This is a genomic window from Arthrobacter cupressi (genome assembly GCF_900099975.1).
Classification (GTDB): Bacteria; Actinomycetota; Actinomycetes; order Actinomycetales; family Micrococcaceae; genus Arthrobacter; species Arthrobacter cupressi.
In genome coordinates this window covers 1-25,561 of sequence record NZ_FNEI01000001.1, presented here as the reverse complement: position 1 = coordinate 25,561, position 25,561 = coordinate 1, and the positions used below count along the sequence as shown (strand labels likewise).

Here is a 25,561-nt window from a genome sequence, read left to right as displayed (position 1 = left end):
TCGCATGAGCTCCCCGCCCCGAGCGCCCCAGGCGCAGGAAGGCGGGGAGTCCAACTGAATAAAAAGAACCATTCACAACGGATCGTCCGGCACGTACCTGCCGGTGAAGGGAAATGAGAACTGTGGCTACAGTTACTTTTGACAACGCTACGCGTCTGTACCCGGGCACAGACAAGCCCGCCGTCGATAAGCTCAACATCGACATCGCCGATGGCGAATTCCTGGTCCTCGTCGGACCCTCCGGTTGCGGTAAGTCCACCTCCCTGCGCATGCTCGCAGGCCTTGAGGACGTCAACTCCGGCCGCATTCTCATCGGCGACCGCGACGTCACCGACGTTCCGCCGAAGGACCGCGACATCGCAATGGTCTTCCAGAACTACGCCCTCTACCCGCACATGAGCGTTGCGGACAACATGGGCTTCGCCCTCAAGATCGCCGGCGTTTCCAAGGAAGAACGCGCAGAACGTGTCCGCGAAGCCGCCAAGCTCCTTGACCTCGAGCAGTACCTGGACCGCAAGCCGAAGGCCCTCTCCGGCGGTCAGCGCCAGCGTGTCGCCATGGGCCGCGCAATCGTCCGCAACCCGCAGGTCTTCCTCATGGACGAACCGCTGTCCAACCTGGACGCCAAGCTCCGCGTCCAGACCCGCACCCAGATCGCGTCCCTGACCCGCCGCCTCGGCGTCACCACGGTCTACGTGACCCACGACCAGGTCGAGGCCATGACCATGGGCGACCGCGTGGCCGTACTCAAGGACGGTCTGCTGCAGCAGGTCGACACCCCGCGCAACCTCTACGACCGCCCGCAGAACGTCTTCGTCGCCGGCTTCATCGGCTCCCCGGCCATGAACCTGCTGGAACTGCCGGTTGTCGGCGACGGCGTGCAGTTCGGTGGCGCCGTCTACCCCGTCAAGCACGATGTCCTCGAGGACGCCTCCGGCAAGACCGTCACCCTGGGTGTCCGTCCGGAAGACCTCGAGACCGTCGGCGCCGGCGAAGGCCTCCAGGTCGAGGTCGACGTCGTCGAAGAACTCGGCGCCGACGCCTACGTCTACGGCCACACCACGCTCGACGGCAAGGACCACGACATCGTGGCCCGCGTCGACGGCCGCCGCCCCCCGATGAAGGGCGAGGCCATCTTCGTCCGTCCGCAGCGCGGCCACGTGCACCTGTTCGACACCAAGACGGGCCTGCGCCTGGGCGACTAGCAACCGCATAACCGGCGGCGGCTCCTCCACACGGATGGGCCGCCGTCGGTCGTTAACCGCACCTTTCATACGGAAGAATTGACACCATGACCGAGCAAAGCGGAGCCCAGTGGCATGACGAACCGACCGACTACGGACAGATCGGCAAGCTGCCCCGCACCGAGGCCGCCAGCGCCAAGGACAGCGCTCCCCCGGCGAGCGTCATCGGCTCGCTGAACATCACGGCAGCCTCCGCGGATCCCGAACTGCTGGACCTTCCCTGGCACATCGCGCTGGAAGACTGGCCCGCCGAACAGCTGGCGGCCCTGCCCCGCGGCATCTCCCGCCACATCGTGCGTTTCGCGCACCTGGGCGGTTCGGTCATCGCCATCAAGGAAACCTCCGAGCACGTGGCACGCCACGAGTACCACATGCTCCGCAAGCTCGCCCGGTTGGACGTCCCCTGCGTGGAGCCGGTGGCCGTGATCACCGGCCGCACCACCGCCGACGGCAAGCCACTGAACCCGGTGCTGGTCACCCGGCACCTGAAGTTCTCCATGCCGTACCGAGCGCTCTTCTCGCAGATGCTGCGCAAGGACACCCTGACCCGCCTGATCGACGCGCAGGCCCTGCTCCTGGTGCGCCTGCACCTGATCGGCTTCTACTGGGGCGACGTCTCGCTTTCCAACACCCTCTTCCGCCGTGACGCCGGAGCCTTCGCCGCCTACCTGGTGGACGCCGAAACCGGCGAACTCTACCCGGACCTGTCCACCGGGCAGCGCGAGTACGACCTCGAAATCGCCCGGGTGAACATCGCCGGCGAACTGATGGACCTGCTGGAAGGCGGCCTCATCGAGGAAAAGGTGGACCCCGTGGCCACCTCGGAACTCATCATGGATTCCTACCGGCGGCTCTGGGCGGAGCTCACGGAGAAGGAATCGTTCGAACTCGGCGAGCGCTGGCGCGTGGGCGCCCGCATCCGGCGTCTCAACGAACTGGGCTTCGACGTCGAGGAATACGCCATCAAGACCACGGCGGACGGCTCCACTATCCAGCTGCAGCCCAAGGTGGTCGACGCCGGGCACCACCAAAGGCGCCTGCTCCGCCTGACGGGGCTGGACGCCCAGGAGAACCAGGCCCGCCGCCTGCTTAACGACATGGACTCGTTCCGCGCGGACAACAACCCGGACATGGACGAGGAATACAGCGCCCACCTGTGGGTGAGCCAGATTTTCGAGCCGATCGTGCGCTCCATTCCGCGCGAGCTGGCCGGCAAGCTCGAACCGGCGGAAGTGGTCCACGAAGTCCTGGAACACCGCTGGTACATGAGCCAGAAGCAGGACCGCCACATCCCGCTGGCCGAAACCGTGCAGTCCTATCTGGACACCGTGCTGCGCCACCGCCGGGACGAGGCCGCGATCATGCTCAACCCGGACACCGAGCTGCTGAAGATCCTGGAAGTCGAAACCGAGGAGTCGCGGTACGCCGACCTGGAGGGCTACCCGGACGCGGACGACTGACAACGACGACGGCCGGGTTGCCGCCTGCGGGCAGCAACCCGGCCGTCGGGTTTAAGTCCTTAGGGCTCCAGCGTTCCCGCAAGGCCCCTGAGCACGGGCTCACGGCCCAGCTCGATGTGCGAGTACGCCAGGGAGTAGGCCAGTTCCGCGTGGCCGCCGAGGATCGCCTTGCACAGCTCCACGTGCTCTTCGCGCTGGAGTTCGTTGCTGCGATTGTGGGCCAGTCCGAAGATCCAGCGCATCCTGCCGAAAAGCGGTTTGACAGACTCGATCAGCAGTCGGTTGCCGGAAAGCCGCACGATCTCGGCGTGGAACGCGGCGCTCAGCCGCACGACGTCGTCGGTCCGGCCGTCGTCGATCGCCTCCCGGCCGGCGTCGAGCAGTTCCTGCAGGCTGTCGCCCCGGGCGCCCTGGGCGACCTGCACGGCGGCCATCCGCGCGGCGAAGGTTTCCAGGCACAGGCGCACGTCGAAAAGGTCGTTGACATCGCTGAGCCGCAGCTGGCGCACCACCGCGCCGCGACGCGGGAAAGTCTCCACGAAGCCGTCCTGTTCCAGCCGCTGGATGGCCTCGCGCACCGGGATCCGGGAGACGCTGTAGAGCTCGGACAGTTCACGCTCGCGCAGCCGGGTGCCCTGGGCGTACTCGCCGGCGACGATCCCCTCAAGGACCAGTTGGTAGACCTGTTCCGCCCGGGCTTCGTCGTCCCGGCCGTTCAGTGTTCCAGCAGCGGGCGTCGACATCGGCAGCAGTCCTTTCCAGCTCACCGCTCCGGCGGTGGATACCGGAGCCTGGCGGGTCATACCGCCCATCACTTCACCCGAGCATACACGGGCTGAAACGGCTGATCCGCTGTCCTCCCGCGGCATCCGGCGCCATTACGTCCAACCATCGACATTGCGCATCCTTCCTTGTTCCGCCGCGCATGACGCCGCGGACTTCGCGGCACGTCGGCCGGTCACATTTCATCACGTGTTTGGTATTCCAGACAGCGGCCCTTTTGTGATTTACATCGCACTCCGTCTAACCTAGCTTAAGTTTGGTATACAAAACGTTCCGGAGCGCGCTCCTCGAACCACGAAACGAGCTTTTCCGTTGACCCAGCTTCAGTCCCCAGCCGAGCCCGGCACCGCGGGCGCGGCCACCGCCGGGGCCCGCACCACCGAGGCCCGTTCACTGCTGGCCACCGCGTGGCTGAGGATCCGCCGCAGCAAGATCGCCCTCCTCAGCCTGTGCGTCGTGGTGGCCATCATGCTGTTCGCGATCCTCGCACCGGTCCTCAGTGCCCTGTCCGGCAATGACCCCTTTACCTCCAACACCAGCCCGGAAGTCCTGGACGACTTCGAAACCCCGGGCCTCCCGCTCCCGGGCTACATGTACCCCTCCTCCAGCCACTGGCTTGGCGTGGAACCGGGCTTGGGCCGCGACCTGTTCGCCCGGCTCGCCTTCGGCGGCCAGGTCTCCCTGACCATCGCGCTGCTCTCCACAGCCGTGTCGGTGGTCCTGGGCACCGTCCTGGGCGCGGCCGCGGGCTACTTCGGAGGCAAGACCGATGCCATCATCAGCCGCCTCATGGACCTGTTCCTGGCCTTCCCGCACCTGCTTCTGGTCCTGTCTCTGACTCCCATCCTGCAGTCCCGGCTCCGGGATACCCCGCTCGGCCAGGGCAGCTTCCTGCCCATGGCCTCGCTGGTGATCATCCTGGGCTTCTTCGGCTGGGCGTACCTGGCCCGGATCGTGCGCGGCCAGGTGCTCAGCCTGCGCGAACGCGAATTCGTCGAGGCGGCCCGGTCCTTCGGTTCCTCACACCTGAGCATCCTGTTCCGCCAGATCATCCCCAACGTGATGGGCGTGGTGCTGGTCTACGCCACCATGCTCATTCCCACGAACATCTCCGCCGAGGCCGCGCTGTCCTTCCTGGGCGTCGGCGTGAAGGACCCCACGCCGTCGTGGGGCCAGATGCTCAACGCGGCCCAGGCCGGCAACTGGTACCTGAGCGATCCGTGGTTCCTGGCGGTGCCCGGCGTCATGCTCATCGTCACCGTTTTGGCCTTCAACCTGCTCGGCGACGCCGTGCGCGACGCGCTGGATCCCAAGGCCTCCCGCCACTAGCGCTCTCCCAATCCACCCTCCGCTCCATCAACCCAACTCCGTCATACCCACTCAAAGAGGAGAACCATGAAGAACCGCAGCAGGGCGCTTGCCCTTGCCGTGCTGATCACCACCGCCGCCACAGGCTGCGCGGCCGGCCAAAGCCAGCCGGGCAACACGTCGTCGGCGAAATCGGTCACCGAGTCCGCGCCGCAGATCGTGAAGTCCGGATTCAGCACTAAGGGCGGCAACATCAACGTCCTGATGTCCTCCGACTTCCAGACCCTGGATCCCGGAAACAGCAACTACGTCCAGACGGCCAATGTCGGCCAGCTGTACTACCGGACCCTGACCATGGCCAAGGAAACGGCCGGCCAGCCGCCCAAGGTCGTTCCCGACCTCGCCACCGACACCGGCAAGGTCTCCAAGGACGGCCTGAGCTGGACCTACACCCTCAAGGAGGGCATCAAGTTCGAGGACGGCCGCCCGATCACCTCGGCCGACATCAAGTACGGCGTGGAGCGCACCTTCGCGCAGGACGTGTACACCCAGGCCCCGCAGGAGCTCAACGCAGCGCTCGACGACGGCGGCTACAAGGGCCCCTACAAGGATCCGTCCGCTGTGCTCAAGGCAGTGGAAACCCCCGATGCGCGCACGGTCGTCTTCCACCTGAAGAAGCCGTTCGCCGAGTTCCCGGCGCTTGCCTCCCGCTCGAACACCGCTCCTGTCCCGAAGGACAAGGACACCAAGCTGGACTACACCAACCATCCGGTGTCCTCCGGCCCCTACATGGTGCAGTCCTACAGCCGCGGCAAATCCCTCAAGCTGGTCCGCAACCCGCACTGGGACCCGGCCACGGACCCCAACCGCACCGCGCTCCCGGACACTTTCAGCTTCTCGCTGTCCACGTCCCAGAGCACCATCAGCCAGCAGCTGCTGGCCAACTCGGACCCAAACGCGATCACCCTTGATTCCAACGGCGCCATGCAAACCTCGGACTCGGCCAAGCTCGCCGACCCGCAGGTGAAGGACCGAGTGGCGTCCGGCCTCCTGGGCTGCAACGACGTGCTGAGCCTGAACACCGAGAAGCTCAAGGACCCCGACGTCCGCAAGGCGATCGCCCTTGCCCTGGACCGCCAGTCCATCCTGGTCCAGTACGGCGGACGCCGCTTCGGCGAGCTCGAGCAGAGCCCGCTGAACTCGAAGATGACCGGCTACGCCGATCCGGGCCTGGAGATCGACCCCGCGGGCAAGCCCAAGCTGGAGGAAGCCAAGAAGCTCCTCGAGGGCAAGGACTACCCGAAGAGCCTCACCTACGGGTACGCCAACAACCGCGACTCCTACAAGAACACCGGCACCGTGGTCCAGCAGAACCTCAAGGCCCTGGGCATCGACGTGCAGCTCGTGCCGATCCCGGCCCCGAACTACTACTCGGTGCTGGCCAGCGAGCAGCTGCCGGACATGGGCCGCTCCGGTTGGTGCGGCGGCGCGGACCCGTCCTCGGTCCGCACCTCGGCGGACCCGATCCTGGGCCCGAACAACGACGGCACCAGCTACGGCTTCTCCAACACCTCCCGCTACTTCGACCCGCAGGTGTCCAAGGCCATGTACGAACTGCGCAACACGGCCGGCACCTCCGAGGAACTCGGCAAGAAGTGGGCTGAGGAGTTCAACAAGGCCCTGAAAACCTACCCGATCATCCCGCTCATCCGCAGCCACACCAACAGCGTGGTGGGCTCCAACATCCGCAACGCCCAGGTGGGTTACTTCTTCGGCGGCATCGACCTCTCGATCGTCGGCGTCGAACACTAACCGCCTCACCGCAAAGGAGACGCGGGCCGCCCGGAAGACCCCGGGCGGCCCGCAACCAGCACCATGATCCGTTTCATCCTTCGCCGGACAGGCTCCCTGTTCCTGCTCCTGGTTGCCGTCAGCTTCATCACCTTCACCCTGTTCCAGTTCGGCCCCGCGGATCCGGCCTCCGCGGCCTGCGGTCAGGAATGCACTCCCGAAAGGGTGCAGGAGGCCCGCGTGGCCCTCGGCATGGACCAGCCCTTCCTGGTCCAGTACGTCGAGTACATGCGCGGCCTGTTCTCGTCCCGCCTGATCGGCGCCCCCGGAGCGGAGTCCCTCTGCCAGTGGCCGTGCCTCGGCAAGTCGTTCCAGACCAACGAGAACGTCTCGGACATCATCGCCCGTTCGCTTCCCTACACCGTCTCCATGGCCATCGGTGCCCTGGTCCTCTGGACCCTCTCCGGCGTCGGGCTCGGGCTCCTGGCCGCCCTGCGCAAGGGCTCCGCGACGGACAAATTCATTGTCGGCGCCGCCTCCGTGGGTGTTTCGCTGCCCATCCCCGTCACCGGCCTGTTCCTGCTGCTGGTGTTCGTCAACCAGTTCCACCTGCTGCCGTTCACCACCAACGAGATCAACAGCCCTTTCGGACCGCAGGGCCCCTGGGCCTGGGTCCTGAACTATCTGCTGCCGTGGATCGCCCTCGCCGTTCTCTTCAGTGCCTCCTACATCCGGGTCACCCGCACCAACATGATCGAGACCTTCGGCGAGGACTTCATCCGGACCGCCCGCGCCAAGGGTCTCGCACCCAGGACGGTCACCTTCAAGCACGGCGTCCGCGCCGGCATCACCCCGGTGGTGACCATGCTCGGCATGGACATCGGCCTGCTGCTCGGCGGGGCGGTGCTGACCGAACAGATCTTCTCCGTTCCGGGCCTCGGCTTCACCGCCGTCCGCGCCGCCGTTTCCGGCGACCTTCCCGTCACCATGGCCATCACCATGCTGGCCGCCTTCTTCGTCATCGTCGCGAACGTCGTCGTCGACCTCGCCTACGCAGCCATTGACCCCCGAGTGAGGCTCCAATGACCCAGTCCCAATCAAGCCCGACGGCGGTCGCCGCCTCTGCGCCCCAGCCAGACTCTGCCCCGAAACCCACCACCGCGCCCCAAGCCACCAAAACCGGCGCCTTCCTGGAGGTGCGGAACCTTTCCGTGAAGTTCCCCACCGACGACGGCGTGGTCGCCGCGGTGAACGGCATGGACTTCACGCTCGAACGCGGCCAGACCCTTGGCATCGTGGGCGAATCCGGTTCGGGGAAGTCCGTCACCAGCCAGGCCCTCATGGGCCTGCTCAAAGGCACGTCCGCCCAGGTCACGGGCGAGGCGATCTTCCAGGGCAGGGACCTGGTGACCCTGCCCGAGTCCGGCATGCGCCGGCTCCGCGGACGCAACATCGGCATGATCTTCCAGGATCCGCTCTCCGCACTGCACCCCTTCTACACCGTGGGCCACCAGATTGCCGAGGCGTACCTGGTCCACAACAAGGCGACGAAGAAGCAGGCCCGGGCGGCCGCCGTCGACATGCTGGGCCGGGTGGGAATCCCCAGCCCGGACATGCGCTTCGACGAGTATCCGCACCACTTCTCCGGCGGCATGCGCCAGCGCGCCATGATCGCCATGGCCCTGATCTGCGAGCCGGAACTGCTGATCGCCGACGAGCCCACCACCGCGCTCGACGTCACGGTGCAGGCCCAGATCCTGGACCTCATGTCCGAACTCCAGCAGGAAACCAACTCGGCCCTCATCCTCATCACCCACGACCTCGGGGTTGTAGCAGAGGTGTGCGACAACGTCCTGGTCATGTACGGCGGGCAGTGCGTCGAGTCCGGGCCGGTGGACGAAATCTTCTACGACACCCGGCACCCGTACACCCTGGGCCTGCTCAAATCCATGCCCACGCTGACCACCAAGTCCGGCCGCCTGAACCCCATCCCCGGCCAGCCGCCGTCGCTCCTGGCCCTGCCGCAGGGCTGCATCTTCAGCGCACGCTGCGAGCACGCGGCCCTCGCCGGCGACGGCGTCTGCGCATCGCAGCGGCCGCAGTTCACCAGCGAGGACGGGCACGGCACCCGCTGCCACCTGGGCCTCCCCCAGATCCTCAGCATCCGGAATTCCCGATAGGACCACCATGGAACAGCATGCAATTCTCCAGGTGGAGAACCTCCAGAAACACTTCCCCATCAAGTCCGGGCTCCTCGCCCCCGGCGGGAAACGCACCGTCAAAGCCGTCGACGGCGTCTCGTTCAGCCTCGAACGCGGCAAGACTCTGGGGCTCGTGGGTGAGTCCGGGTGTGGCAAGTCGACCACGGGCCGGATGATCGCCCGGCTCATGGACCCCACCGCAGGGCGGATCATGGTGGATGGCGTGGACATCAGCCAACTGCGCGGCAAGGACCTCTACCACTTCCGGCGCAAGGTGCAGATGATCTTCCAGGATCCCTTCGCGTCCCTGAACCCCCGGCAGAGCATCGGCACGGCCATCGCGGCCCCGATGGTGGCGCAGAAAATCACCCCGCCGGGCGGCCTGAAGAACCGGGTCAAGGAACTGCTGGAGCAGGTGGGCCTCAAGGCCGAGCACTACAACCGCTTCCCGCACGAATTCTCCGGCGGCCAGCGCCAGCGCGTGGGCATCGCCCGGGCCATCTCACTGAACCCGTCCGTGATCGTCTGCGACGAACCCGTCTCTGCGCTGGACGTCTCGGTGCAGGCCCAGGTGGTCAACCTGCTGCAGGAGATCCAGCAGGACACCGGGGTTTCCTACATCTTCATCGCGCACGACCTGTCCGTGGTCCGGCACATTTCGGACGAGGTGGCCGTGATGTACCTGGGCAAGATGGTGGAGCAGGGCTCCCGCGACGAACTGTTCGCCGGCCCGCGCCACCCCTACACGCGGGCGCTGCTTTCGGCCGTCCCGCTGCCGGACCCGCGGCAGGCACGGGCCCAGGAGAAGATCCGGCTCCGCGGCGACCTGCCCTCCCCGGCCAATCCGCCCAGCGGCTGCGTCTTCCGCACCCGCTGCCCGTTGTTCGGAACCCTCGGCGAGGAGCAGCGGCAGCTCTGCATCGACGTAGTCCCTGCCCCCGCCGTCGCCGGTTCGCCGGCCTGCCACCACACCGCTCTGGCGGGCCCGCTGGCCGCCGGTGTGCAATAGACCCATCAACAAAGGAGCATCATTGTGAAAACCTTGATCCGTGCCGCCCGGCCCTGGGGACAGGCCCTGAGCGACGTGAGTATCGTTTCGGACAGCACAGGCGGCAAGATCACCGCCGTCGAGCCGCACGACCCGGCCCGCCCGGCCGGTGACGCAACCGTCGTCGAGGGCCGCGGCCGGCTGCTGGTCCCCTCGTTTTCCGATGTGCACGTCCACCTGGACTCCACCCGGATCGGCCTGCCGTTCCGCGAGCACACCGGCGCCCCCGGCGTCTGGGCCATGATGATGAACGACCGCCTGAACTGGCGCAACGCCGAAGTTCCGCTGACCGAGCGGGTGCAGGACACCCTGGGCCGCATGATCGCCCGCGGCACCACCCGCGTCCGCTCCTACGCCCAGGTGGACGTGGACTGCAAACTTGAACGCTTCGAGGCCGTCCTGGCCGCCAAGGAGCACTTCAAGGACCAGGCCGACGTCGAAATCATCGCCTTCCCGCAGGCCGGGCTGCTCCGCGAAGAGGGCACTCCGGAACTGCTCGAGGAATCCCTGAAGGCCGGCGCCACGGTCATGGGGGGCATCGATCCCTGCACCCTGGACCGCGATCCCGTGAAGCACCTGGACATCGTGTTCGGCCTCGCCGAAAAGTACCAGGTGCCGATCGACATCCACCTGCACGAACCCGGCCACCTGGCCGTCTTCAGCACCGACCTCATCCTCGAACGCACCCGTGCCCTCGGTATGCAGGGCAAGGTGACCATGTCCCACGCGTACTCACTGGGCAGCGTCAACGAGGCCACCACGCGGCGCCTCATTGACGAGTTCGCCGAGCTCGACGTGTCCCTGGCCTCCGTCGCCCCGGGCTCGGCAGGCGTAGCGGACCAACTGCCCATCCCGCTCCTCTCCGAGGCCGGCGTCCGCCTGGGCCTCGGCCAGGACGGCCAGCGCGATTACTGGTCCCCGTACGGCAACACGGACATGCTGGACCGCACCTGGCAGCTCGCGTTCACCCACGGCTTCCGCAAGGACGAACTGATCGAGCACTGCCTCGCGATCGCGAGCATCGGCGGGGCCAGCATCCTGGACCCGAACGCAACGCGCCTGAAGGGCACGGCCCACCGTCCCGGCGTCGACGTCGGGGACCCGGCCGAGCTGCTGCTGGTCGACGGCGAGACGGTCGCCTCCGCCGTGATGGACCGCGGCACGGACCGCACGGTCCTGCACCGCGGCCAGGTGGTGGCGGAGCAACTCGAGCTCGTCTAACCCTCCCCTCCTTAAGCGCGAACGTACACTTGAGGCCCCAAATCCGCGGATTTTGGGGCCTCAGCTGTACGTTCGCGCTGTGTGTTTAACGCCCGACGGCGGCCGGTTCCGTTTCGCGCTCGACGGCCTCACCGGCGTCGACCTCCGGTCCGTTGACGGCGAGGTACCCGGCCACCGCCACCGCCAGCGCGACACCTGCGAGCATGAGGAAGCTCGGCGCCCAAGCGCCGCTCCATTCATGCAGCAGGCCGGCGACCAGCGGGCCCAGGGAGGCTACCGCGAAGCCCAGCCCCTGGCTCATCGCGGACAGCCGGCCGGCGGTGCGCGGGCCGGAGGAGCGGATGACGATCAGCGCCATGCCAAGGCCGAAAGGCGCGCTCTGGACGAAACCAAGGAGGCCGATCAACGGGAATTGCATGCCGGCCGGGGCCGCGAGGACACCGAGCAAGGCGGCGGCGATCAGGATGCCGAGGCCCGGTGCCATGAACCTGAGCACCGCCGGCCTGCCGGCAAGGACCGGAACGAGGAGCCCTGCGGGCAGGCCCGCAATGCTGAACCAGGCAAGGAGCGCGGCGGCCTCGGCCGCGCCCAGTCCCTTGGATTCCAGGAACACGGCCAGCCAGGAGGTGACGGCGAAGTAGAGCAAGGCCTGCAGGCCGAAGAACGCCGCAACGGCCCAGGCGGTGCGCTGCGTTCGCAGGGGCCGGCGGGCCGGTTCCCTCGCCGTGTCAGTCCCCGGCGGGGGCGGGACAAGACCTTCCCGGACCGGGCCACGCCGGACGGCCGTCCCCACCACCACGCCGCCGATCACCGCAGGCACCGCCCAAACTGCCAGGGCCCCGGCGAGGCTGCCGCCCAGGGCCGCCTGCAAAGGCTGCACGAGTCCCGCGCCGAGCGCGGCACCGAGGCCGAAGCCCATGGTGCACAGCCCGGTCCACCAGCCCGTGCCGTGATGTTCCTTGACGATTTGTGGCAGCAGCACACTGGCCGTCATGATCGCGGCACCGGCCAGGAACGTGCCAGGGAAGATGAACCCGGGAACCAAGGCACGGGCCGCCAGCATGGCAGCCAGGACCAGCAGGGCGGCCGCCACCGCCCATCCGGTGCCGAGCCGCTTCGCCAGCCACGGGCCAAGCGGCGCGGAGACCCCGAACGCGAGTACGGGCAGGGCGCCCAGGACGGGCAGCAGATGCCCGTCCACGCCGTACCCGTGTTCGAGCCCGCCCATGACGCCGGCCATGGTGGTGATGGCCGGCCTCAGGTTGACGGACACCATCAGCAGGGCCGCCATGACGGCCACGATGGACCACGCCATGGTTCCCTTGGCCACGGTTCCCTTGCCCTGCCGCCGTGCGCTCACGGTGCCCCCTACTCTCATTTGGTATACCAAATAAGAGTAGGGGGCGGGTGAATCAAAGTAAACACACAGTGCTGGCCTGTCGAACATGACCCCATGGAGCCAGTTGGGATACCAGTGGGGTCAGATCGCCTTGCCCGGGTTCATGATGCCCGCGGGGTCGAAGATCCCCTTGATCTGCCGCTGCAACGCTCGGACGGGCTCGGGCAGCTCCAGGCCGAGCCAGCGCAGCTTGTACTGGCCCACGCCGTGTTCACCCGTGATCGTCCCGCCCAGGCGGAGGCCCACTTCGATGGATTCGTCCAGGGCGGCGTTGAGCCGGTGGATGGTGCCCGCGTCCGTCAGTTCGTCCACGCGGTCCGCCCAGAAAGTGGGGTGCAGGTTTCCGTCGCCGGCGTGCGCCACCACTTTCAGGCGCACCTCGTGCCGGGCGGCCAGGTCCTCCAGCGCGGCGACAAAATCCACCAGCCTCGAGCGGGGCACGGCAATGTCCTCGCCCACCCGGAATTCGTCGTCCACCTCGGTGCCGCGGCTGCTGCGCCGCATGTCCACGAGCCGTTCGGCTTCCTCGCTGGCTTCCGTGGTCACCACCGCTCCCCCGGCCGCCAGGACCTCCCGGATCACGTCGGCTTCCGCAACCGCGGCGAAGCCGTCGGTCTGGACCAGCAGCAGGGACTTCCCCCGCGCCAGCAGATCGGTCCCGTTGAGCTCGTCCAGCTGCTCCAGGCTGCCGTAATCAAGAAGTTCCATGATGGCCGGCTGCACGCGGGCCTTGCCAACGGCGAGCACCCCGGCGGCCGCGCGGCGGAAGTCCGGGTAGAAGGCGGCGATCGTCTGGACCTCGCGCGGCAGGTACCGCAGGCGCACGGTCACGCCCACCACAATCGCCAGGGTACCTTCCGAACCAACCAGCAACGCGGTCAGGTCGTACCCGGCAACACCCTTGAAGGTCTGGTGCCCGGTGTGCAGGAGCGAGCCGTCGGCCAGCACCACGTCCAGCGCCAGCACCGAATCCCGGGTCACGCCGTACTTCGCGCAGCGCAGCCCGCCCGCGTTGGTGGCCACGTTGCCGCCGATAGTGGAGATCCGGTAGCTCGCCGGGTCCGGCGCGTACATTAGCCCGTACTCAGCCGCGGCGTCGTTGAGATCGGCGTTGATGACACCGGGTTCGACGACGGCGGTCTCGTCTTCAGGGTTCAGCGCGAGGATGCGGTTCATCCGTTCGAGGCTGAGGACGATGCAGCCCTTGATGGCGTGCGCGCCGCCCGAGATCCCGGTCCCGGCGCCCCGCGGAACGATGGGCACGCTGTACTTCGTACATGTGCGCGCGATGTGCTGCACGTCCTCCACCGATTCGGCCCAGACCACGGCGAGCGGCAGCTGCCAGTCAGTTACCGGGCCTTGGTCGATCGAATAGGTGGACAGCGTGCCGCCGTCCGCGGTGAGCTGTGCCGCGGCCAGCCCTGCGGCGAGTTCTTCCATGAAGCCGGCCGGCGCCTCACTGGGGCTGGCCGCTGCGTTGATTTCCTGTGAATTCCCGGCTGCTGCCGTCTGATGTGACAAGGGTGTTTCCTCACATGCGCACCGCGGACTTGCCAAGCCGGCAGTCTTCGCAGTGTTTCAGTGCCAACCAGCTTAACCCGGAAACCCCGGCTGGCTCAGGACGGTAGGTTCAGGACAGCAGCCACACCGCCGCCGCCGGACCGGCCGCGCGCAACCGGATGCCGCCGTCGCCATCAGCGGTCAAGGCAATCCGCCCGACGGCGAGCGCGGCGTCGGTGCCCGCAGCAAGTCCAGCAGGCAGCAGCCCGGGCGGCAGGACGACGTCGGCCTCGTCCCGGGCGGCGACCACCAGCGCGGCGGTCCCGTCCAGTTCCCGCACGAAGGCGAGGGTGTCGCCGCCGGCGTGCAGCCAGCGCAGCGAGCCGGTGCGGAGGACAGGCTCCCCGCGGAGCGCGCTGAGCGCGGAGTACAGGCCGCGGAGGTCCTGCACCACGCGGTGGGGCTCGTCCCAGGGCATGGGCGTGCGCGAGTGTTCGCCGTTCATGCCTTCCAGGCCGAACTCGTCGCCGGCGAACACCGTGGGCATGCCGGGAAGGGTGAAGGAAAGGACCGCGGCCACTGCCTGTCCGCCGGGGATCATGGCGGTGGCGGCGCGGGCGGTGTCGTGGGTGTCGATCGCCACGAGGCTGTGCAGCCGCGCGGTCCAAGGGTAGGCGGCGGCGAAGGCGCGGTATTCGGCCACGAACTGCGAGGCCGGGATCCGCGGCGGGCATGGCAGGGGCGAGCCGAAGAAGTTCACCGCGGTCCCATCCGTCAGCCAGGCCCACAACGGACGGGTGAAGGAGGCGTAGCTCATGGAGCCGTGGTAGGTGTCGCCCTGGAAGTCAGGGGCGGCGTCGTTGGTGGATTCGGCAACGAGCAGCGCGCCCGGGCAAGCTTCCAGGGCTGTGTGCCGCACCAGGGCGCCGACGTCGTGGTTCCAGTCCGCGGCCCCCAGCCGGCCGGTCATGTTGCCCACGTCCACCCGCCAACCGTCCAGCCTGAAAGGCTCGTTGAGCCAGTGGGCCACCACGGACTTCGGTCCTTCCACGAAGTCCCGGCGCAGTCCGTCCGAGGCCCAGTCGAGCTTGGGCAGGCTCGGCACACCCCACCAGCTTTCGTAGCCGCCGTCCGCGCCGAAGTAGTAGTAGGAACGTTCCGCGGCGCCCGGATCTGCGAGCGCCGTGCGGAACCATTCGTGAGTGTCCCCGGTGTGGTTTGTGGTGAGGTCACCGATCACCCTGATACCCCGCTCGTGGCAGGCCTGCACCAGCCGGATGAGGGCTTCATCGCCGCCCAGCAACGGGTCCACGCGGCGGAAGCTCTCGGCGTCGTAGCGGTGGTTCGACGCTGAAGGGAAGAAGGGAGTGAGGTACAGGATCTCGACGCCGAGCCCCGCCAGGTGGTCCAGCCGTTCCCGCACGCCGTCGAGGTCGCCGCCGAAAAACTGCAGCGGGGTCTCCGGTCCCCTGTACTCGACGTCGGCGTCCCAGTCCGCGGGTACGGCCCAGTCCGGGGCGGGCCGGGTGTCCGCCGCAGCGGAACGCGCGAAACGGTCCGGGAAGACCTGGTACATCACGGCCCCGGCCGCCCAATCCGGGCCTGCTGGCGCGGTGGACAGCCGGAAGTCCTGGGCGTCGGGCACGTCCTGCGGGTGCGGACCGGCGGCGTTGAGCCAGGAGCTCCGCCCGTCGGCCTCCCGAAGCAGGAAGCGGTAGCGGGCCAGTGGGTTGACCGCGCGGAGCTCCGCCTCCCACCAGTCCCAGCCATCCTCCACTCCGAGGTGCCGGGCCTCCGCGAAGCGCGGCTCGCCGTCCTCGAGTGTCCGCAGCCAGACGCGTTCGACGGCGGCCGGCCGCCCGCCGTCGCTCGTTCCGCCCGCGTTTCCGACAGCGGAGCCCGCCCATGTCCGGATCCGCACCCGGGTGGTTCCGCCGAGCGGAACCGGGCCGTCCGGCAGGTAGAGCGGGGAGCCGTCGTGGTGGGCTTCGAAACCGAGCATGCTCATCCCTTCCCCGAACCTCATCCCTTCACCGAACCCGCGGACAGGCCGGAAACGATGTAGCGCTGCAGGAAGAGGAACAGCGCCATGACCGGGAGCGCGGCCAGCACGGCGCCGGCGGCGAACACCCCCCAGTCCTCGGTGCGCTGGTTGGCCACGAAGGAGTACAGGCCCACCGCGAGGGTCTGGCTGTTGGGGTCGGTGAGCACCACGCTGGCGATCACGAATTCGCTGCTGATGCCGATGAACGTCAGCAGGCCCACGACGGCCAGGATCGGCGTGACCAGGCGCAGGATGATGCCGAAGAAGATCTGCACGTGGCTTGCGCCGTCCAGCTTGGCCGCTTCGTCCAGGGACTGCGGCACGGTGTTGAAGAAGCCGTACATCAGGTAGGTGTTCACGCCGAGCGCACCGCCCAGGTACACCATGATCAGGCCGAGCTGGCTGCCCAGGCCCAGCGCCGGAATGATCTCACCGATGCCGCTGAGCAGCAGGAAGATCGCGACGACGGCCAGCAGCTGCGGGAACATCTGCAGCAGGAGCAGGCTGAGCAGGCCTACCCGGCGGCCGGTGAAGCGCATCCGGGAGAAGGCGTAGGCGGCCAGGGCGCCGAGGAACACGGACGCAGCCGAGGTGATGAGGCCGACCACCATGGTGTTGACGAACCAGCGGCCGAAGGGGCGCTGCTCGTTGCCGAACAGTTTGGCGAAGTTGTCCCCGGAGAGCTGGCCGAAGAGGCTGGCCGAACCGGCGAGCGTACCGGTGGAATTCAGGGCCGCGGAGAGCACGTACAACAGCGGGAAGACGGCGAAGATGCTGGTGAGCAGGCCCACCAGGTGGCGCCAGCCCTTGTCGCGGAACCAGCGCGGGAAGGTGCGGCGGGGTGCGGAAGCAAGAGTGCTCATGTCAGTTCACGTCCTCGAGGGCCTTGGTCTGCTTGAAGCTGATGGCCGAGATCGCGGCCACGATGATGAAGATGACGATCGCCAAGGCGCTGGCGAGGCCGTAGTCCCGGCCCGTGCCCACGCCGAAGGCGCTCTTGTAAACCAGGGTGATGAGGATGTCGGTCGCGCCGATGTCCCGGGTGGTGTCCTCGAAGCGGGGACCGCCGCCGGTCAGCATGTAGATGACGTTGAAGTTGTTGAAATTGAAGGCGAACGAGGAAATCAGCAGCGGCGCCACGGAGACCAGCAGCAGCGGCAGTTTGATGGAGCGGAAGATCCGCCAGGCGCTGGCCCCGTCCATGCGGGCCGCCTCGTCCACGTCCTCGGGCAGCGACTGCAGGGCGCCGGTGCAGACCAGGAACATGTAGGGGAAGCCCAGCCAGAGGTTGACCACCAGCACACTGATCTTGGCCAGGACCGGGTCGGTAAGCCAGGCGATGTCCGCGCCGCCCAGCAGGGCGTTGTTGATGAAGCCGAACTCGGGGTTGAGCAGGCCTGCCCAGACCAGCCCGGAGAGGAAGGCAGGGAAGGCGTAGGGCAGGATCATGATGATCCGGTACACCTTCTTGCCGCGCAGGTCGCTGCGGTTGAACGTGATGGCCAGGAACAGTCCCAGGGCGAAGCAGAGCAACACCGAGACGACGGCGAACGTGAAGGTCCACAGCGTCACCGAGAGCAGTGGCCCGCGCAGTTCCGGATCGGTGAACGCCGTCACGAAATTCTTGAAGCCGACGTCGATCTTCCAGCCCGTGGCGAGTTTCCCGCCGGTGTCCGAGACAAAGTCGCCCTGCCCCGAGTCCCTGTACACGGTTCCGGTATCGGTGTCGGTGAGGGTGTCGGCGGCCTTGTCGTAGGCCATGTTCGAACGGAATATGTAGGCGTTGCTGCCGTCCTGGGTCCGCAGGGTGCCGGCGGCCGGATTGTCCGAAAGCGGCACCACCAGGCCCAGCACGTCCTTCTGGTGCGCCACGATTTCCTGGAAGTTCAGGGTCCGGTACCCGGCCAGTTCCTTGGCCTTGCCGGTGGAGTCCTTGACTGCGCCGGCAGCGTCCTCGAGCTTGGATTCCGTGGTGCCGATCTGCGCCTCGCCGTCCGGGCTGGTGACCAGCAGGTAGTAGCTGCCGCCCTTTTCCAGGACAGCCGTGCGGTATGCAGGCGAATCCGGCACCCGCTTCTGCGAGGAGGTCAGGATCGAGGAGATCGCATCCTCCTTGCTGCCGTTGTGCCCGTCGCCGTAGTTGGTGAAGGCGATGTAGCCGGAGAACACCACCACGAACACCTGGAACACCAGCAGGAACAGGACGCCGGGGGCCAGGTATTTGGCCGGCAGCCCGCCAGGCCGCAGGTAGATCCAGTTGATCGCAACGGTGACCAAGGCCGCGATGGCCAGCACCACCCAGGACTGGCTGAAGAACAGCGCGGTGAGCACGTACACGGCCACCGCGTCCACCAGGCCAAGCAGGATGATCTTGGCGAGCGTCCCCTTCCAGCAGTCCGGGCCGCGGCGGCGTACCGGCGGGACCCGCCGGGGGCGCTGGGGCGCGGGCTGCTGCGTGTCGCCGTCGGGCATCGCCTCAAGGGCGGACTTGGCAGTGGAGGGCATGGAAGATTCCTTCAATGGGGGTGTCTGGCGTGCGACGGCGGAGGCCGCCAAGGCGCGCCCGTCCGGCAGGGTTAGTCCCCCGCCGGACGGGCGGATGGCTGGGCCTGCGGCTCAGCAGGTTGCGGTGTCAGGGAGCGCCGCCCGGATCAGCGGTGGCCCCGGGGCGGGGTCAGGAGCCGATCTTGCCCTTGATGCTGGCGACCATCTTGGCCCACTCGGCGGCGGGATCGCCCTTGCCCTTGATGAGGGCCAGTTCGGTGGCGCCCCAGTCGGCCCACACCGCGGACATTTCCGGGATGGCCGGCATCGGAACACCCTGGGCGCCGATGTCGCCGAAGGCCTTGACCACGGGGTCGGAGGCGGCCTTGTCGAAGGAGGACTTCAGCGCCGGGGGCAGGCTGCCCGTGGCGAACATGGCGTCCTGGACGGCTTCGGTGGTCAGGTAGTTGACCACGAATTCGTTGGTTGCCAAGGCGTTGGCGCTCTTGGCGCTGACGAAGAAGCCGTTGACGCCGATGAACGGCTGGGCGGGCTTGCTGCCGGTGGTGGGCAGCGGGTCGACGGCGAACTTGATGCCCTTCTTCTTCATGTCCGGCACGTTCCACGGGCCCGTGATGAAGTACGGGCTTTCGCCGGCGAGGAACTTTTCCTTGGCGATGTCGCCGGTGATGTTGGAGTTCAGCACCTTCGAGCCGGTGTCGCCCCATTCCTTGAGCTTGGCGGCGAACTCTGCGCCGCCGGGACCGCCCAGGGCCAGCTGCTTCGGGTCGTATTCGCCGTCGGCGTCGGTGCCGAACACCGGCACGCCCATGGAGGTCTGCAGCGGGTACAGGTGGTAGGGGTCTCCCTGCTTGGGATCGAGCCCTGCGAGGAAGGCGTACTTGGCCTTGCCCGCGGCAACGGCAGCCTTCCCCTTGGCCAGGACCTCGTCGAATGTTGCCGAGGCACTGTCCACGATCGCGGTGTTGCGGACCAGGCCGATGTTCTCGATCGCGTACGGCACACCGTAAACGGAGCCGTTGTACGTCATGGCACGGATCGCGGAGTCCTGGAACTGGGACTTCTTGTCGCCCAGTTCCAGCGGGGCGATCACGCCGTTCTGGACGAACTTGCCCAGCCAGTCGTGCGGGCCCACCACCAGGTCCGGACCCTTGCCTGTGGGCACCTGGGTGATGAAGTCGTCACGCACGGCCGCGAAGTCCTTGATGACCAGCTTCACCTCGATGCCGGTGTCCGCCTTGAACTTCTCGGCCACGGCCTTCAGGGCCGGGGCGCGCTGGGCGTCGAGCCACATCGTGATCGTCGTGGCGCCGGCGGCGGCGAGGTCCTTCTTTGCTTCGGTGGAAGCAGGGCTGCTCGGAGCCCCTCCCCCGCAGGCACTCAGGCCCATAACGGCCGCAAGCGCAGCGGCCCCAATGGTGAAGGTCCGGCGGCTCAGGCCAGGCTGCTCAGTGAAACGCACCATCATTGGTGTCCCTTCTGGATGTTTGTGGTGAGGCGCCGGGCGGCCGATGGCCATCGTCGCTGCTTTGCGGAAGTGAACCGCCTCACATCTGGAAACGCTTCCAAACTCTACTCAGAACTTTCGAGATTGCCAACCGTCGCCATCGTGTAGGCCAGCCCACAGTGAGAAGACGGCATTGCAAGCGCTTCCAGAAACCGGCCGTAATCTTTGTGCAAGCGTTTCCGCAAAATGCCTTCGAGCTGTCTAGAATGCACCATGTCTTCCATCTCAATTGCGGCTTCCCCAGCAGCCGCCACCGCCGCAGAGCACCCAGCGCTCGGCCCGCTCACGCACGTTCATGCCGCGGACTCCGACGACTCCTGGTGGCGCTCGGCCGTCATCTACCAGATCTACCCGCGGTCCTTCCGCGACGCATCCGGCGACGGCGTGGGCGACCTCCCCGGCATCACCGCCGAACTGCACCACATTGCCGAACTGGGCGCGGACGCCGTCTGGCTTTCCCCGTTCTACGCCTCCCCGCAGCGCGACGGCGGCTACGACGTCGCCGACTACTGCGCCGTGGACCCCCTCTTCGGAACGCTTGAGGACTTCGACCACCTGAGCGCGCGTGCACGGGACCTGGGCCTGCGCGTCATCGTGGACCTCGTCCCGAACCATTGTTCGTCCGAGCACCGGCTGTTCCAGGCCGCCCTGGCCGCGGCACCGGGAAGCCCCGAGCGGGAGTACTTCATCTTCCGGGACGGCCGCGGCGACAGCGGCGAGCTGCCGCCCAACAACTGGCAGTCCCACTTCGGTGGCAGCGCCTGGACCCGCATCACCGAGGCCGGCGGCAGCCCCGGCCAGTGGTACCTGCACCTCTTCGACTCCAGCCAGCCGGACTTCAACTGGGACAACCCCGCGGTTGCCACCGAGTTCGAACGGGTCCTGCGCTTCTGGCTGGACCGCGGCGTCGCCGGGTTCCGGGTGGACGTGGCCCACGCCCTCGTCAAGGCGCCCGGCCTTCCGGACTGGGGCGGACGGGCCGACGGCGGTTCCTCCGACGGTTTCCCCAGCCACGAGGCGCCGATGTTCGGGCAGCCGGCCCTGCACGACGTCTACAGCCGCTGGCGCGAGGTCCTCGCCGAATACGGCGATGACCGCATCCTCTGCGCCGAAGCCAACGTGGACCCGATCGAACGCATGGCGGCCTGGGTCGCCCCGGGGCAGCAGCACCAGGCCTTCAACTTCCCGTTCCTTGCCTCGCCGTTCGCGGCGGAGCCGCTGCGCGCAGTGGTGAGCCGTTCGCTCGCGGCGTTCGACGCCGTCGGCGCTCCCACCACCTGGGTGCTGTCCAACCACGACGTCGTCCGGCACGCCAGCCGCCTCGGCATGGCCGATCCCGGGCAGGGCCTGGGTGACGGCATCGGCCCCGATGACCCGCAGCCGGACACCGCGCTGGGCCGGCGCCGCGCCCGTGCCGCGAGCCTCTTCATGCTCGCCCTGCCCGGCAGTTCCTACCTTTACCAGGGCGAGGAACTCGGCCTCCCGGACAACACGGCCATCCCGGCCGAACGGCGCCAGGACCCCACCTTCCACCGTACGGGCGGAGCCCGGGTAGGCCGCGACGGCTGCCGCGTGCCGCTGCCCTGGCGTGCCGGGGAGGCCGCGCACGGTTTCAGCCCCAACGGGATGAGCTGGCTCCCCCAGCCCCGCGACTGGGACGAGCTTGCCCGGGATGTCCAGGCCGCGGACCCCGCTTCGCACCTGTCCGTCTACCGCCGCGCCCTGGAGCTGCGCCGGGAGTTTGGCCTGGGCACCGGCTCCCTTGCCTGGGCCGAGTCATGGTGCCGACACGGAGCCCTTGCGTTCGTCAATGGCACTATTCTGGTGATGCTGAACCTCGGCGACGAGTATCTGGAACTCCCGGACCTCGACATCCTGCTGAGCAGCCAGCGCAGGGACGGGCGGGTCCTCGCCCCGGGCGAGGCCGCATGGCTCAGCCTCGAACCGCAGGCCTGAGCACGGAGAACCAGTAGAGGACGGAGACCGCAGTGAGCGTGAGCATCCGTGATGTCGCGCAATCGGCGGGCGTGTCCATGGCCACGGTGTCCCGCGCCCTCAGCGGGCGCGGGAACGTCTCCGAACGCAGCCGGCAGCGGGTCCTCGACGCCGCCGCCGAACTCGGTTTCGTCCCGTCCTACAACGCTGCCAGCCTGGCGTCCGGACGGACCCGCAACATCGGCGTCATGCTGCCCACGGTGCAGCGCTGGTTCTTCTCAAGCGTCCTGGAGGGCGCCTCGGGCGCCCTCCTGGAGGCCGGCTACGACCTCACCCTGTACACCACCGGCGAGGGGCCGGGGCAGCGCCAGAGCGTGCTGAACGATTTCCTCCTCCGCCAGCGGCTCGACGGCGTGGTGGCGGTTTCGCTGGAACTCTCGCCGGAGGAAGTGGAGCAGCTGCTGCGGGTGAAGCGCCCGGTGGTGGGCCTGGGCGGCCCGATCGAGGGCGTCGCCACCCTGCACATCGACGACGTCGAAACCGCCCGCCGTGCCACGCAGCACCTGATAGGGCTCGGACACCGGGACATCGCGCACCTGAGCGGCTCGCCCGAGTTCGAGCGGGACTTCGCGCTGCCCGTCAACAGGCGGGTGGGTTTCGAAACCGCGATGAACGACGCCGGCATCTCAGTCCGACCGGACTGGCTGGTGCGCACGGACTTCACGGTTGCCGGCTCGCACGCGGTGGCCAAGCGACTGCTGGCGGCGCCGTCAGGGCGTCCCACGGCGGTTTTCGCCGCCTCCGACGAGATGGCGATCGGCGTCATCACCGCGGCTCAGGAGCTGGGCCTGCGCGTGCCGTACGACCTTTCGGTGATCGGCATCGACGGCCACGAACTCGGCGAAGTCTTCGGACTGACGACCTTTGACCAGGCACCGCGCCGGCAGGGAGCGGATGCCGTCCACATGCTGTTGAGCCAGCTCGACGGCGACAACGCACCCCAGGGTGAGATCGTGGAACCCGAGTTCGTGGTCCGCAGGAGCACCTCGGTTCCGCCCCAGCCGCATAGTGGTTCGATAGTGGTTAATTCCCGCTAGCAGCGGGATCCGGCCGGGGAGAGCTCGCGTTCCATCGAAAGTTCCCGCTTCCTCGTCCCGTGCGCGTTTGTCCGATCCTGCGGGAAGGGCCGGGACCCACCGGTGTACCCAAAGCCGTGGCGGAGGTAAAAGGCCTTTGCGCGTTCGTTGTCCTCATGCACGCCGAGTTCCAGGACGGCTGCGCCAAGCTCTGCCTGGGCCGCCCTGCAGGATTCCTCAAGCAGTTCTTCGGCCAGCCCCAGGCCGCGGTATTCCGGAGCTACATAGACACTAAGGAGCATCGCCCTGCGCGGCTGCTCCACATTCTGGGATTCCTTGAGCACCACCCGCATGAGGCCGCGGATCCGTGGATCGTCCGCGCCGCCGTCGGCCAGCAGGGTGATGTTCGTGCCACCGGACATCATGGCCGCCCGTTCCTGCCACTGCGTGTCTGTCTGGCGCCGCGCGGCCGCGAGGGTCTCCAGGTACGCCAGGGGGCTGTCCGCGAGCATCTCGAGCCGGACGGCCCGCAACAGTTCCCAGTCATCCCGTCCCAGGCGGCGGATCCTAGCCACCGGCACCACCCATGAAGCGGACATAGCGTTCCAGCACCCCGGGCCAGCCTTCCTCGTAGGACGCACGGGTTGCCACCGGGTCTTCCGCGCCCTCCCAGCCTTCGTGGACCAGACGGACTTCCGTGCCGCCGTCGACGGCCCTGAAGGCCAGCCGCAGTTCGGTGGACCAGAGCGCCGTGCTTGCCGGGTACCAGCTGGCGTGGAAAGACAGCGGGGGCTGCCAGTCGTCAATTGTGCCCCACACGCTGGTCCGGCCATCCTCCGCGGTTTCCAGGATCAGGTTCTCTTCGAACTCCACGTGCGAGCCGGCCCCGAACACGCTGTGCTCCTCCAGCGGCCACCACAGGTGCGGGTGGTCCGTGAACCCCATGAAGGCGTGGGCCACCGGCGCCGGAACAACAACGGTGAAGACGAGGGGTTCCAGGTCGGAGGAAGGGCGGTCCGGTCCCGGTTCCGGGTGGCTGAAAAGGCTGTCCATGGGCATCAACTCTACCGGGCAGGCAGCGCAGTGAAGATGGCTGGAATCGGGGATGGGCAGTGCTCACCATTGGCACACCTCGGCGCCGCTGCCAGACTCACAAACAAGAGTGAAGCCCCACTTGCGGCGAACTACCCGCCGGGCTTCGCCGGCAAATCCGGGACCGGGACAGTCCGCCGAAACCGGGTTCCTACTGAACAGGAGAAACACATGTGCAATGACCACGCAGGTATCGGGACTCCAGGCGCTACCTCCGCCGCGCCGGGCAGCCCCGTCAACCGCAGGCTCGTTCTCGGCGGCGCTGTGGCGGCCGCAGTGGGCGGATTAAGCCTGCTGGGCGCCGGGCCGGCTGCGGCGGCCACCTCGCAGAACGGCTGGCCGGCCTCCACCAGCCTTCCCTTGAGCACACTGACCGTGGGAGCCGTGACATTCCCGCAGGGCGTGCGCAGCGGTGCACCGCACACGATCCTCGGCTACGTTGCGCGGCGCTTCAACAGCGAGGTCGAGGCACTCCGCAAGGGGGAGTGCTGGGGCTACAACTTCCGGAAGATCAGCGGCAGCACCTCCTATTCAAACCACGCAAGCGGCACCGCCATCGACGTCAACGCGCCGGAACACTTTCTTGGCGCCTCCGGCACGTTCAGCGCGGCCCAGGTCCGTGCGATCCGTTCCATCCTTTCGGCCTGCGACGGCGTAGTCCGCTGGGGCGGCGACTACAGCAACCGCAAGGACGAAATGCACTTTGAACTGGTCAGGGGCCCCGGCGATCCGGCGGTCGCTGCCTTGGCCCGCAAGCTTGGCGGAGGTTCCTCCACTCCCCCGCCGGCTCCCAGCGGGCCCACCTGGCGGGTGGTCCGCCGAGGCAAGCAGGGCTATTACGTGACCGCGTTGCAACGCCTGCTCCGGCAGCACGGCCGTCCGCTCACGATCGACGGTGTTTTCGGTTCCGGTACCGAGGCCCAGGTGGTCGCATTCCAGAAGTCCCGCGGTTTGGCTGCCGATGGCGTCGTTGGCGTAAAGACCTGGACCGCACTGCAGGTCACGCGCAGGGACGGCGGCAAGGGCCAGGCGGTCTTCGGATTGCAGCATTGCGCCAGCGTCAAGGGTTTCCGGACCGCGCAGGACGGACTGTTCGGGCCCAAGACCAAGACGGCCATCGTTTCGTTCCAGCGTTCGCGCGGGCTGGTTGCCGACGGCGTGGTGGGTCCGCGCACGTGGGCTGCGCTCGTTGCCTAACGGCGCGTTAGCCTGACCGCTTGTTGCCTGACGCAGCCACTGCCGCGTGAGCAAAGGTGTGTTAAAACAGCTCAGGCCCTGACCGGCATGGTCAGGGCCTGAGCTTCCAAATTATGTCCGGCGGTGTCCTACTCTCCCACACCCTCCCGGGTGCAGTACCATCGGCGCTGTGGGTCTTAGCTTCCGGGTTCGGAATGGGACCGGGCGTTTCCCCCACGCTATGACCGCCGTAACCTTGTTACCCGTTCCG

General features: G+C 67.7%; 20 protein-coding genes and 1 rRNA gene. 11 read left to right on the top strand and 10 right to left on the bottom strand.

From position 1 onward, the window contains the following. The first annotated feature begins 122 nt into the window (after positions 1-122). Both BLP88_RS00105 and BLP88_RS00100 read left to right on the top strand, forming a co-directional pair. Positions 123-1,205 (top strand): ABC transporter ATP-binding protein, encoded by a 1,083-nt coding sequence (locus tag BLP88_RS00105; protein ID WP_074585973.1) that lies wholly within the window; start codon positions 123-125, stop codon positions 1,203-1,205. Between the two features lie 86 nt (positions 1,206-1,291). Further along, positions 1,292-2,704 carry a DUF4032 domain-containing protein gene (locus BLP88_RS00100; RefSeq protein WP_074585972.1) on the top strand — a complete coding sequence of 471 codons (1,413 nt, stop codon included), beginning with the start codon at positions 1,292-1,294 and terminating at the stop codon, positions 2,702-2,704. Positions 2,705-2,763: 59 nt separating this feature from the next. Here the strand turns inward: BLP88_RS00100 and BLP88_RS00095 are convergent, their stop codons facing one another. After that, positions 2,764-3,516 (bottom strand): GntR family transcriptional regulator, encoded by a 753-nt coding sequence (locus BLP88_RS00095; RefSeq protein WP_139163252.1) that lies wholly within the window; start codon positions 3,514-3,516, stop codon positions 2,764-2,766. A gap of 283 nt (positions 3,517-3,799) precedes the next feature. Between BLP88_RS00095 and BLP88_RS00090 the strand changes: the two genes are divergently transcribed. From BLP88_RS00090 to BLP88_RS00065, 6 genes are all read left to right on the top strand, one after another. After that, positions 3,800-4,816, top strand: a complete 1,017-nt coding sequence (locus tag BLP88_RS00090) for an ABC transporter permease (RefSeq protein ID WP_074585971.1) — start codon at positions 3,800-3,802, stop codon at positions 4,814-4,816. Between the two features lie 66 nt (positions 4,817-4,882). Continuing rightward, entirely contained in the window at positions 4,883-6,607 is a 1,725-nt protein-coding gene (locus tag BLP88_RS00085) for an ABC transporter substrate-binding protein (protein ID WP_074585970.1), read from the top strand. 63 nt (positions 6,608-6,670) lie between these two features. Continuing rightward, positions 6,671-7,672, top strand: a complete 1,002-nt coding sequence (locus tag BLP88_RS00080; protein ID WP_074585969.1) for an ABC transporter permease — start codon at positions 6,671-6,673, stop codon at positions 7,670-7,672. Then, positions 7,669-8,766 (top strand): ABC transporter ATP-binding protein, encoded by a 1,098-nt coding sequence (locus BLP88_RS00075; RefSeq protein WP_084110655.1) that lies wholly within the window; start codon positions 7,669-7,671, stop codon positions 8,764-8,766. Before BLP88_RS00080 ends, BLP88_RS00075 begins: the two co-directional genes overlap by 4 nt. Positions 8,767-8,773: 7 nt before the next feature. Continuing rightward, positions 8,774-9,796, top strand: a complete 1,023-nt coding sequence (locus BLP88_RS00070) for an ABC transporter ATP-binding protein (protein ID WP_074585968.1) — start codon at positions 8,774-8,776, stop codon at positions 9,794-9,796. 24 nt (positions 9,797-9,820) lie between these two features. Continuing rightward, the gene (locus tag BLP88_RS00065) at positions 9,821-11,056 is read left to right on the top strand and encodes an amidohydrolase family protein (protein WP_074585967.1); all 1,236 of its coding nucleotides are present in this window, start codon (positions 9,821-9,823) and stop codon (positions 11,054-11,056) included. A gap of 85 nt (positions 11,057-11,141) precedes the next feature. Here the strand turns inward: BLP88_RS00065 and BLP88_RS00060 are convergent, their stop codons facing one another. From BLP88_RS00060 to BLP88_RS00035, 6 genes are all read right to left on the bottom strand, one after another. Continuing rightward, complete coding sequence (locus BLP88_RS00060) at positions 11,142-12,416, bottom strand: MFS transporter (protein WP_245679715.1); 1,275 nt, start codon at positions 12,414-12,416, stop codon at positions 11,142-11,144. 120 nt (positions 12,417-12,536) lie between these two features. Beyond that, positions 12,537-13,895 (bottom strand): FAD-binding oxidoreductase, encoded by a 1,359-nt coding sequence (locus BLP88_RS00055; protein WP_074586551.1) that lies wholly within the window; start codon positions 13,893-13,895, stop codon positions 12,537-12,539. Between the two features lie 190 nt (positions 13,896-14,085). After that, on the bottom strand, positions 14,086-15,963 hold the full coding sequence (locus BLP88_RS00050) for a glycoside hydrolase family 13 protein (RefSeq protein WP_245679714.1): 1,878 nt from the start codon (positions 15,961-15,963) through the stop codon (positions 14,086-14,088). Between the two features lie 14 nt (positions 15,964-15,977). Next, a complete protein-coding gene (locus tag BLP88_RS00045) occupies positions 15,978-16,862 on the bottom strand; it encodes a sugar ABC transporter permease (protein ID WP_074585966.1) in 885 nt (294 codons plus the stop codon). 1 nt (position 16,863) lies between these two features. Beyond that, positions 16,864-18,504, bottom strand: a complete 1,641-nt coding sequence (locus BLP88_RS00040; RefSeq protein WP_139163251.1) for an ABC transporter permease subunit — start codon at positions 18,502-18,504, stop codon at positions 16,864-16,866. Positions 18,505-18,673: 169 nt separating this feature from the next. Next, positions 18,674-19,972 (bottom strand): sugar ABC transporter substrate-binding protein, encoded by a 1,299-nt coding sequence (locus tag BLP88_RS00035; protein WP_074585965.1) that lies wholly within the window; start codon positions 19,970-19,972, stop codon positions 18,674-18,676. 252 nt (positions 19,973-20,224) lie between these two features. Here BLP88_RS00035 and BLP88_RS00030 point away from each other — a divergent pair, with 252 nt between their 5' ends. Together BLP88_RS00030 and BLP88_RS00025 are read left to right on the top strand one after the other, a co-directional pair. Continuing rightward, positions 20,225-21,967: a glycoside hydrolase family 13 protein gene (locus tag BLP88_RS00030; protein WP_084110654.1), complete on the top strand. Its 1,743-nt coding sequence runs from the start codon at positions 20,225-20,227 to the stop codon at positions 21,965-21,967. Between the two features lie 32 nt (positions 21,968-21,999). Next, complete coding sequence (locus BLP88_RS00025; protein ID WP_281186743.1) at positions 22,000-23,043, top strand: LacI family DNA-binding transcriptional regulator; 1,044 nt, start codon at positions 22,000-22,002, stop codon at positions 23,041-23,043. On the opposite strand, the gene BLP88_RS00020 is transcribed toward BLP88_RS00025, so the two are convergent. Continuing rightward, positions 23,040-23,597, bottom strand: a complete 558-nt coding sequence (locus BLP88_RS00020) for a GNAT family N-acetyltransferase (RefSeq protein WP_245679713.1) — start codon at positions 23,595-23,597, stop codon at positions 23,040-23,042. The genes BLP88_RS00025 and BLP88_RS00020 overlap by 4 nt on opposite strands. Further along, complete coding sequence (locus BLP88_RS00015; RefSeq protein WP_074585964.1) at positions 23,590-24,075, bottom strand: SRPBCC domain-containing protein; 486 nt, start codon at positions 24,073-24,075, stop codon at positions 23,590-23,592. Before BLP88_RS00015 ends, BLP88_RS00020 begins: the two co-directional genes overlap by 8 nt. Positions 24,076-24,285: 210 nt before the next feature. On the opposite strand from BLP88_RS00015, the gene BLP88_RS00010 reads away from it, so the two are divergent. Beyond that, positions 24,286-25,311 (top strand): peptidoglycan-binding protein, encoded by a 1,026-nt coding sequence (locus tag BLP88_RS00010; protein WP_074585963.1) that lies wholly within the window; start codon positions 24,286-24,288, stop codon positions 25,309-25,311. 115 nt (positions 25,312-25,426) lie between these two features. Here BLP88_RS00010 and rrf read toward each other — a convergent pair. Next, positions 25,427-25,543: ribosomal RNA gene (rrf, locus tag BLP88_RS00005) — 5S ribosomal RNA — on the bottom strand. Between the last annotated feature and the right edge of the window lie 18 nt (positions 25,544-25,561).

Bases quoted from the DNA above. Each gene is read 5' to 3' on its own strand.
- BLP88_RS00100 (WP_074585972.1), top strand. From the start codon at position 1,292: ATGACCGAGCAAAGCGGAGCCCAGTGGCATGACGAACCGACCGACTAC.
- BLP88_RS00095 (WP_139163252.1), bottom strand. From the start codon at position 3,516: ATGGGCGGTATGACCCGCCAGGCTCCGGTATCCACCGCCGGAGCGGTG.
- BLP88_RS00085 (WP_074585970.1), top strand. From the start codon at position 4,883: ATGAAGAACCGCAGCAGGGCGCTTGCCCTTGCCGTGCTGATCACCACC.
- BLP88_RS00080 (WP_074585969.1), top strand. From the start codon at position 6,671: ATGATCCGTTTCATCCTTCGCCGGACAGGCTCCCTGTTCCTGCTCCTG.
- BLP88_RS00075 (WP_084110655.1), top strand. From the start codon at position 7,669: ATGACCCAGTCCCAATCAAGCCCGACGGCGGTCGCCGCCTCTGCGCCC.
- BLP88_RS00070 (WP_074585968.1), top strand. From the start codon at position 8,774: ATGGAACAGCATGCAATTCTCCAGGTGGAGAACCTCCAGAAACACTTC.
- BLP88_RS00055 (WP_074586551.1), bottom strand. From the start codon at position 13,895: ATGGAAGAACTCGCCGCAGGGCTGGCCGCGGCACAGCTCACCGCGGAC.
- BLP88_RS00050 (WP_245679714.1), bottom strand. From the start codon at position 15,963: ATGAGCATGCTCGGTTTCGAAGCCCACCACGACGGCTCCCCGCTCTAC.
- BLP88_RS00045 (WP_074585966.1), bottom strand. From the start codon at position 16,862: ATGAGCACTCTTGCTTCCGCACCCCGCCGCACCTTCCCGCGCTGGTTC.
- BLP88_RS00040 (WP_139163251.1), bottom strand. From the start codon at position 18,504: ATGCCCTCCACTGCCAAGTCCGCCCTTGAGGCGATGCCCGACGGCGAC.
- BLP88_RS00035 (WP_074585965.1), bottom strand. From the start codon at position 19,972: ATGATGGTGCGTTTCACTGAGCAGCCTGGCCTGAGCCGCCGGACCTTC.
- BLP88_RS00030 (WP_084110654.1), top strand. From the start codon at position 20,225: ATGTCTTCCATCTCAATTGCGGCTTCCCCAGCAGCCGCCACCGCCGCA.
- BLP88_RS00015 (WP_074585964.1), bottom strand. From the start codon at position 24,075: ATGGACAGCCTTTTCAGCCACCCGGAACCGGGACCGGACCGCCCTTCC.
- BLP88_RS00010 (WP_074585963.1), top strand. From the start codon at position 24,286: ATGTGCAATGACCACGCAGGTATCGGGACTCCAGGCGCTACCTCCGCC.